Raw genomic sequence first — 8579 nt, forward strand, 5'->3', positions numbered from 1 at the left:
GTTCTCGGTGGTACCGCTCAGCACCGTGCCGGTGAACGCGAACTGGGCGTCGACGAACTCCTTGCTGAGGTACGGCGCGAACGAGATCAGCAGCCGCGTCTTCGCATAGGCCTTCCAGGTGGCCAGCGGCTGCGACTGCAGCAGCGCGCTCATGCCCTTGAAGTAGCTCGGCTGGCGCACGATCACGTCGGGCGTCTTGCCGGCGATGCCGGCATCGGCGAGCCAGGCCTTCCAGTCGAGGGCCGGCGCGAGCTTCGGCAGGTCTTTCTGCTGCACCGGGTTGTAGCTCTTGACGGCATCGCGGTTCTCGACGCGCGTCCACTGCACGCGGGCCAGCTCGGTCTCGAGCGCGAGCACCGCGCGGGCGCTGGCCTCGGCGTGGGACTCGCCGGCCAGCGTGAGCAGCCTGGTGATCAGCTCGACGTACTTGGCGCGCGCCTCCTTGAAGCGGGCGTCGTCTTCCTTCAGGTAGTAGTCGCGGTCGGGCAGGCCCAGGCCGCCCTGGCTCAGGTAGGTGACGTAGCGGGTCGATTCCTTCGCGTCCTGGTCGATCTCGGCGTTCACCGCCGAGGCGACGCCGAGCCGGCCGTGGCGCGCCATCAGCACGCTGAGCTGCTTGCGGGTGCGCACCGCGTCGATCGCGGCGAGTTCGCCGGCCAGCGGCTTGACGCCGAGCTTCTCGAGCGCCGCTTCGTCCATGAAGCTCGCGTACAGGTCGCCGATCTTCTTCGCGTCGGCATCGCCGCCGTTCTTCGCCGCGTCTTCGATCAGGCCGCGCAGCTTCGCGAGCGTGCCTTCCTGGATCTGCTCGAAGGCGCCGATGTAGGCCTTGTCGGCCGGCATCGGCGTGTCGCGCAGCCAGGCGCCGTTCATGTGGCGGAACAGGTCGTCCTGCGGGCGGACGGCGTTGTCCATGCCGCTGCGGTCGATGCCGGAACGGGGCGCCTCGGTCTGGGCGTGGACGGCGCCGGCGAGCAGCGCGGTGGCGAGGGCAGCACACAAGGCAGCCCGTCGGGGGCGATGAGGCAGAAGATGCAAGTGAAGCTCCTGGCGGCCGGATGGACCGCGGTGGTCGAGGGGGCGCCCGATCGGCGCTGCCGTACTCTACAGGCGCCCCGCTCGTCCCGGGCTCACGGTGCGACGGAACGCAGGATGGCGTGGGCGCGTTGCAGTTCCGTACCGCTGAAACGCCGGGCCAGCTCGTCCTGCAGCGCCTGCTCGCGCTGCGGCGCCGACAGCTCCGGGCGCTGCGCGATCGCCTGCAGCGCGGCGCGGGCGTCGGCGATCCGCTGCTCCCAGTGCGCCCAGGCTGCATCCTCGGCGCGCAGGCGCTCGGCGCCCTCCGCGCCGAACTGCGCGCTGCGGGCGGCGTGCAGCTCGGGCGTCTGCGTGGCGGCATCCGGCGTCAGCAGCGAAGGCGACGGTGCCGCCGGCGCGGCGGGCGCTGCGCTGCGCCGGGCCGCCAGGGCCGCGAAGTCGCGCTCCTCGTCGGCATAGAAGGCCTGCGCCCACGGCGCGCCGAGCAGGTCGCGGCGCACTTTCGAGCGCTCGGCCATCACGCCGGCCCAGCTGGCCGGATCGTCCGGCTTCCAGGCGGTCTCGAAGCGACGCTGCTGCAGCGCGAGGTAGCGGTCCCAGACGTCGAGCACCTGGCGCGCGGCGTCGATGCCGCGCTCGAGCGTCAGCTGCTGCTCGATCCAGTGGCGCAGCTCGGCCGGCTCGACCTCGCCGGTGCCGGTCAGCAGGTAGTCGAAGCGGCGGCGCAGCGACAGGCCGGGCTGCAGCCGGTCGCCGGCCCAGGTGCCCCAGTCGCCATCGAGGTCTGTGCCGCGCAGCGAGCCGTCGACCCACAGCCGGGCGACGTGCGCTGCCGCGGCTTCCGCGGCCCGCGCGGCGGCCTCGTTGTAGGCGGCGGCATCGGTCGGCACGCCGGCGGCGAACGGGTTGTCGCGCCATTCGGTGAAGCGGGGTTCGGCCGGGCGGGCGGCGTGCGTCGACGACGGCGCGAGCCGCCAGGCGACGACGCCGATCACCAGGCAGACGCCGGCCACCGAGAGTGCGAACAGCGAGGCCGGCCGGTCGTGAAGCAGAAAGCCTTCGTGCTTCGCACTGCGGCGTTCGCCCTTGGGGCGGCCCGGCGGGCTCACAGCCCGGCCGCCCTCAGGCGGTTCGCCTGGCTGCGGTAGAAGGCCACCGGGTCCTGCGCGAACAGCCCGCGGATGCCGAACGCCTGGTTCACCTCGTCGAGGTGGTTCCAGGCGTAGTTGTCCTTCAGCACGATGCCCCAGTGGCTGGAGCACTGGCCGACCAGCCCGTCGTTCTGCTCGAAGCCGAAGAACACGCTGGTGGCGGCGAGCAGGCCGTCGCTCACGTCGAACACGTTGGTCAGCACGCTGGTGCCGCCGACCGACCAGTAGCGCACGCCGTTGACGACCGCCGCGCCCTGGCCGCAGGGCGTGGTGGGCGCGGCCTGCGGGAAGCGGCGGTTGAAATCGGCGGCGCCGGCGGTGTTCAGCGACTGCAGCGCACCCAGCGAGTCCTGCGGCAGGCTCGGCGAGCCGGAGAGGAACGAGATCGTCGCGGCCAGCGCATTCGCGATCGCGGCGGCGGCGCCGGTGGTGCCGGTCCACGAGGTGATGCCCTGGATCGCATCGGCCGTCTTGCTGCCGGTGTGCGGCGCGCCGACCGTGGTGACGGAGGCGATCAGCTCGGGGGCGACGGCGGCGACGTAGCGGATGGTCGGGCCGCCGTGGCTGTGGCCGATCAGGTTGAACTTCTGATGGCCGTAGGCCGCCTTCAGCGCGCGCAGTTCGCGCAGCAGCTGCTCGCCGCGCGCCTCGCTGGAGTTGGCGGCCGACACGCTGGGCGTGTAGACGGTGGCACCGCCGGCGCGCAGCGCCGACGGGATGCCGTAGAAGTAGTCGACCGGCCCGATCGCATCGAAGCCGAGCAGGCCGTGCACCATCACGATCGGGTACTGCGTCTTCGTGTAGGTGTCGGCGGCGCGCGCCTCGGGCGCGGCACCGAACGCGAGGCCGGCGGCCAGCGCGATGGCGCCGAGCGCGCGCGGCAGCGACGCGGACCGAAACCGGGAACGCCATGGGAAGGGCAGCCGCGGCACGCGGCAGATCGGCAAGTTCATCGAGATGTCTCCTGAAGGTTCTGGGTATGTCGTGCGCCCGCCGGCATCGATGCCAGTCGGGTGCGCACGCGGGACCGAACATCCTGCGAACTGCCTGCAAAACATGCGGCCGACGCGGAGTCTCGAACGAACGTTCGTCTTTTAGAAGAGGGTTGGCACGGAGAGGGGGGAGGGACTTTCCCGGAGGGCGACCTCAGACGAGGATGGCGTCCCGTTCGACGAACGGCCGCAACTCAGATCTCAACGCTTTGTCGCTGACCAGGTCGACGGGACGACCGAGCAGGTCCTCCAGATAGAACTGCAATCCGAAGTAGCGGGTCGAAGTGGCCGGCCCATCGAATCTGACCAGCAGATCGACATCGCTCTCGGCGTTCGACTGCTGGCGGGCGAGCGAGCCGAACAACACGAGCCGCGTCACGCCGAAGCGATCTTGCAGCTCCGTCTTGTGCAGCCGCAGCACGGCCAAGGTGTCGGCACAATCCATCGCTCGATCATGCAGCAGCGGCCTGCAGTGCGTCCAACACGCAGACCCTGGCGCGTGCATCCGCACGATCCAGCGAACCCGGCGGATCCGGCTCTGCCGGTCCGCTCGGGTTGCCCCCTTGAGGGGGTGGCGCGCAGCGCCTCGGGGGTGGGTGATCAGATTTCCTCGTACAACRGCAGCGTCAGGAATTCGGCGAACTCCTCCTGCGTGCTCATCTGCGTGAAGATCTCCGCCGCCCGGTCGAACTTGCCTTCGAAGCCGCCGGCCTTGATCTTCGCGAGCTCTTCCGGCACCAGCGCGCGCACCAGCTCGGCCGTGACCTTGCGGCCGTCGTCGAGCGTGCCCTTCGGCGAGCGGATCCACTGCCACACCTGCGAGCGGCTGATCTCGGCGGTGGCCGCATCCTCCATCAGGTTGTGGATCGGCACGCAGCCGTTGCCGGCCAGCCAGGCACCCAGGTAGTGGATGCCGACGTTGATGTTCATGCGCAGCCCGTGCTCGGTGATCGGCGCCTCGGGCTGGAAGTCCAGCAGGTCAGCGGCACTGACCTTCACGTCGGGCCGCTGCTTGTCGAACTGGTTCGGCCGGTCGCCGAGCACCGCCATGAACTCCTTCATCGCCGGCTCCACCAGCCCCGGGTGCGCGACCCAGCCGCCGTCGTAGCCGTCGGTCGCGTCGCGCTTCTTGTCGGCGATGATCCCGGCCATCGCGATCGCGTTCTTCTCGGGGTCGTTCTTGATCGGAATCAGCGCGCTCATGCCGCCCATCGCAGGCGCGCCGCGCTTGTGGCAAGTCTGCAGCAGCAGCAGCGCGTAGGCGCGCATGAACGGCGCGGTCATCGTGACCTTCGCGCGGTCGGCCAGGCAGAAGTTGCGGTCGACCTTGAACTTCTTGATGCAGCTGAAGATGTAGTCCCAGCGGCCGGCATTCAGCCCGGCGCTGTGCTCGCGCAGCTCGTACAGGATCTCGTCCATCTCGAAGGCCGCGAGGATGGTCTCGATCAGCACCGTCGCCTTGATCGTGCCCTGCGGCAGCCCGAGCTCGGCCTGCGTCATCACGAACACGTCGTTCCACAGGCGCGCCTCGAGGTGGCTCTCCATCTTCGGCAGGTAGAAGTACGGGCCGGCACCGCGCGCCAGCTGTTCCTTCGCGTTGTGGAACATGAACAGCGCGAAGTCGAAGATGCCGCCGTGCACGCGCTGGCCATCCACCGTGACGTGCTTCTCGTCGAGGTGCCAGCCGCGCGGGCGCACCTGCAGCGTCGCGATCTGGTCGTTGAGCCGGTAGGTCTTGCCCTTGGATTCGAGCGTCAGCGTGCGGCGGATCGCCTGCGACAGGTTGATCTGCCCCTGGATCTGGTTCGACCACGATGGCGAGTTGCTGTCCTCGAAGTCCGTCATGTAGCTGTCGGCGCCGGAGTTGAACGCGTTGATCACCATCTTCGCGTCGACCGGGCCGGTGATCTCGACGCGCCGGCAGTGCAGCGCCTTCGGGATCGGCGCGACCTTCCAGTCGCCGGCGCGGATGTGCGCCGTCTCGGGCAGGAAATCGGGGCGCTCGCCGGCATCCAGCCGCTGCGTGCGCTCGACCCGCGCGGCCAGCAGCTGCTGCCGGCGCGGCTCGGAGGCCCGGTGCAGCTTGGCGACCAGCTCCAGCGCCGGCAGCGTCAGCACCGTCTCGAAGCCCGGCAGGATGGGCGCGTTGATCTGCATGCCGCGCGGCAGGGGAAGGTTGCTCATGGGGAATCTCCTCGGAATCGAATCTCCGCACTCTATTGGAGACTTGGGTGAAGATTAAGAGCCTGAGAATTCGATGATTCGTGACTTTGGCGCTACCAATCAATCCGGGAATCGCCCGCCGAGCTGCTTCGTCAGCGCGACGGCCGCTGCGCGCACCGGCGCCACGTGGGCCTCGGTGTAGCGCTGGGTCGGCATCGTCAGCGTCAGCGCACCGGCCAGCGCGCCGGTGGCATCGAACACCGGTGACGAGATGCCGGCCACGCCCTCGCTGCGGTCGTCGGCCAGGCCGATCACGCCGTCGCGGCGAATGCGCTTGCTGATCGCGTCGCCCGGCAACGCGCCCGATGCCGACGGCGCGTGGGCGCTGATGACGCGCCCGCCCGCACCGCGCTTCAGCGGCAGCACGTCGCCGGCACGGATGTGGTCGCGGATCGGCTGCGGCGAATCGACGCGGTACAGGCACAGCCGCATGTCGTTCTGCCGCACGTGGAAGGCCGCGCTCTCGCGGGTGAGGCCGGCCAGTTGCCGCAGCACCGGCATCACGACGGCCTCGAGCGAGAACGCCGCGGCATGCGCCGCCTGCAGCCGGATCGACGCCGCGCCGGCGGCATAGCGCCCGTCGGCCAGCCGCTGCACCAGCCCGGCGTGCTCCAGCGACGCGAGCAGCCGCAGCGCGGTGCTCTTGTGCAGCCGCGTGCGCTGCGACAGCTCGGCCAGCGACAGCATCGGCTGCGCGCTGTCGAACGCCATCAGCAGGCTGAGCGCGCGGTCGACCGCGGCAGCACCGCCGGGTGCGGCATGTTCGTCGGCGACCGAGGCCTGGGCAGCTTTGCGAGGCATGGGCTCCTCGTTGTCGCCATTGACTTGCGTCCGGACGACATCGATACTTGAATTCAAAGGAAAGAATATCGTTCTATCTTATGAAATCATCATCATGAGCGCAAGCCCCCTGCCCCCGCCCGCGGTGTTGCCCGCCGTGTTGATCAGCGAAGTCGGCCCGCGCGATGGCCTGCAGAGCATCGAGCGCGTGATGCCGACCGCTGACAAGCTGCGCTGGATCGATGCGCTGCATGCCGCCGGCCTGCGCGAGATCGAGGTCGGCTCGTTCGTGCCGGCGCGCCTGCTGCCGCAGATGGCCGACGTGGCCGAGGTCGTCGCGCACGCGCTGACGCTGCCGGGCCTCACCGTGATGGCACTGGTGCCGAACCTGCGCGGCGCCGAAGCCGCCCTCGCGGCCGGCGTGYACAAGCTGACGCTGCCGGTGTCGGCGAGCAGCTCGCATTCGCTGGCGAACGTGCGCAAGACGCCGCTGGAGATGATCGAGGCGCTGCGCTCGATCGCCGAGTTGCGCGACGAGACGGCACCCGGCGTGCGCATCGAGGCCGGCATCTCGACCGCGTTCGGCTGCACGATCGAAGGCCGGGTGTCCGAAGACGCGGTGATCCGCCTGGCCGCGCAGGCCATCGCCGCGGGCGCCGACGAATCGGGCCTGTCGGACACCACCGGCATGGGCAACCCGGCCCAGGTGAAGCGGCTGTTCACGCGGCTGCGCGCCGAGATCGGCGAGCACGCCGGGGCCGCCCACCTGCACAACACGCGCGGCCTCGGCCTCGCCAACTGCCTGGCCGCCTTCGAGGCCGGCGTGCGCGTCTTCGACAGTTCGCTCGCCGGCCTGGGTGGCTGCCCGTACGCACCCGGCGCGTCGGGCAACGTCGTCACCGAAGACCTCGTGTTCATGTTCGAGGCGATGGGCGTGCGCACCGGCGTCGACCTGCCCCGGCTGATGCGCTCGCGCGAGGTGCTGCAGCAGTCGCTCGCCGGCGAGCCGCTGTACGGCCACACGCCGCAGGCCGGGCTGCCGCTCGGCTTCGTCGCCGCATGAGCAACAGCAACAACTTGCCGCTGACCGGCATCCGCGTCATCGAGTTCACCCACATGGTGATGGGGCCGAGCTGCGGCATGGTGCTGGCCGACCTGGGGGCCGAGGTCATCAAGGTGGAACCGCTCGCGGGCGACGCCACGCGGCGCCTGCAGGGCTCGGGCGCCGGCTTCTTCCCGATGTTCAACCGCAACAAGAAGAGCCTCGCGATCGACGTGCGGCAGCCGCGCGGGCTCGAGCTGGTGCTGAAGCTGGTCGCGACGGCCGACGTGTTCTGCGAGAACTTCAAGCCCGGCGGCATGGCGGCGCTCGGGCTCGGCCACGCCAGCCTCGCGGCACTGAACCCCCGCCTGGTCTACGTCTCGCACAAGGGCTTCCTGCCCGGCCCCTACGAGCACCGCACCGCGCTCGACGAGGTGGTGCAGATGATGGGCGGCCTCGCCTACATGACCGGGCCGCCCGGCCAGCCGCTGCGCGCCGGCAGCAGCGTCAACGACATCATGGGCGGCCTGTTCGGCGCGATCGGCGCGCTGGCGGCGCTCGCGCAGCGCGCGACGACAGGCCGCGGCCAGGAAGTGCAGAGCGCGCTGTTCGAGAACAACGTGCTGCTGGTCGCGCAGCACATGATGCAGTTCGCGGTCACCGGCCGGCCGGCCGCGCCGATGCCCAGCCGCATCCCGGCCTGGGGCGTCTACGACATCTTCGAGGTGGCCGGCGGCGAGCAGATCTTCCTCGCGGTGGTGTCCGACGGCCAGTGGGCGGGCCTGTGCGAGGCGTTCGGCTTCGCCGACCTGAAGGACGACCCGCGCCTCGCGACCAACAACCTGCGCGTCACCGCGCGCGACTGGATGATGCCGCTGCTGCGCGAGCGCATGGCGGCCCACCGCGCGGCCGAGATCGGTGCGCGCTTCGAGGCCCGCGGCCTGCCGTGGGCGCCGATCACGCGGCCGCACGACCTGTTCGACGACCCGCACCTGCAGGCCACCGGCGGCCTCGCGCCGGTCAGGCTGCCCGATGGCCGCAGCACCCGCACGCCGCTGTTGCCGATCACGCTCGACGGACAGCGCCCACCGCTGCGCAGCGACCCGCCGGCGATCGGCGAGCACACCGAGGCGCTGCTGCAGTCGCTCGGGCTCGACGCCGCGCAGATCCTCGCGCTGCGCACCGACGGCGTGATCGCACCCTCTCACCCCGAACAACCCCCCGGAGACACGCCCCGATGAACCCGCTGCGCCGCACCCTTCTCGCCGGCCTGCCAGCCCTGGCCGCCTGGCCCGCGCCGGCCCAGGCCACCTTCCCCGGCCAGCCGATCCGCCTGGTCGTGCCGTTCCCGCC

General features: G+C 70.6%; 8 protein-coding genes. 2 read left to right on the forward strand and 6 right to left on the reverse strand.

Features of this window, described 5'->3' with window-relative positions; genetic code table 11:
- The 6 genes from AC1D15_RS10870 to AC1D15_RS10895 form a co-directional block, all read right to left on the reverse strand.
- Nucleotides 1-1002 (reverse strand): M13 family metallopeptidase (locus AC1D15_RS10870; protein ID WP_477825980.1); only part of this gene is annotated, 1002 nt, incomplete at its 3' end.
- 128 nt (nt 1003-1130) lie between these two features.
- Nucleotides 1131-2147, reverse strand: coding sequence for a lipase secretion chaperone (locus tag AC1D15_RS10875; RefSeq protein ID WP_477825981.1), 1017 nt, complete (start codon nt 2145-2147; stop codon nt 1131-1133).
- Nucleotides 2144-3142: an esterase/lipase family protein gene (locus AC1D15_RS10880; RefSeq protein ID WP_477825982.1), complete on the reverse strand. Its 999-nt coding sequence runs from the start codon at nt 3140-3142 to the stop codon at nt 2144-2146. The genes AC1D15_RS10875 and AC1D15_RS10880 overlap by 4 nt, the downstream gene beginning before the upstream one ends.
- 193 nt (nt 3143-3335) lie before the next feature.
- A complete protein-coding gene (locus tag AC1D15_RS10885) occupies nt 3336-3626 on the reverse strand; it encodes a nucleotidyltransferase family protein (RefSeq protein WP_465111336.1) in 291 nt (96 codons plus the stop codon).
- Nucleotides 3627-3781: 155 nt separating this feature from the next.
- The gene (aceB, locus tag AC1D15_RS10890; RefSeq protein WP_477825983.1) at nt 3782-5365 is read right to left on the reverse strand and encodes a malate synthase A; all 1584 of its coding nucleotides are present in this window, start codon (nt 5363-5365) and stop codon (nt 3782-3784) included.
- Nucleotides 5366-5464: 99 nt separating this feature from the next.
- Nucleotides 5465-6205: an IclR family transcriptional regulator gene (locus AC1D15_RS10895; protein WP_465111334.1), complete on the reverse strand. Its 741-nt coding sequence runs from the start codon at nt 6203-6205 to the stop codon at nt 5465-5467.
- 94 nt (nt 6206-6299) lie between these two features.
- Here AC1D15_RS10895 and AC1D15_RS10900 point away from each other — a divergent pair, with 94 nt between their 5' ends.
- Together AC1D15_RS10900 and AC1D15_RS10905 are read left to right on the forward strand one after the other, a co-directional pair.
- Nucleotides 6300-7247: a hydroxymethylglutaryl-CoA lyase gene (locus AC1D15_RS10900; RefSeq protein ID WP_477825984.1), complete on the forward strand. Its 948-nt coding sequence runs from the start codon at nt 6300-6302 to the stop codon at nt 7245-7247.
- On the forward strand, nt 7244-8467 hold the full coding sequence (locus tag AC1D15_RS10905; RefSeq protein WP_477825985.1) for a CaiB/BaiF CoA transferase family protein: 1224 nt from the start codon (nt 7244-7246) through the stop codon (nt 8465-8467). The genes AC1D15_RS10900 and AC1D15_RS10905 overlap by 4 nt, the downstream gene beginning before the upstream one ends.
- Nucleotides 8468-8579 lie beyond the last annotated feature (112 nt).

Source organism: Rhizobacter sp. P2_H2 (genome assembly GCF_056403375.1).

Bases quoted from the DNA above. Each gene is read 5' to 3' on its own strand.
- AC1D15_RS10895 (WP_465111334.1), bottom strand. From the start codon at position 6,205: ATGCCTCGCAAAGCTGCCCAGGCCTCGGTCGCCGACGAACATGCCGCA.
- AC1D15_RS10905 (WP_477825985.1), top strand. From the start codon at position 7,244: ATGAGCAACAGCAACAACTTGCCGCTGACCGGCATCCGCGTCATCGAG.
- AC1D15_RS10880 (WP_477825982.1), bottom strand. From the start codon at position 3,142: ATGAACTTGCCGATCTGCCGCGTGCCGCGGCTGCCCTTCCCATGGCGT.
- AC1D15_RS10885 (WP_465111336.1), bottom strand. From the start codon at position 3,626: ATGGATTGTGCCGACACCTTGGCCGTGCTGCGGCTGCACAAGACGGAG.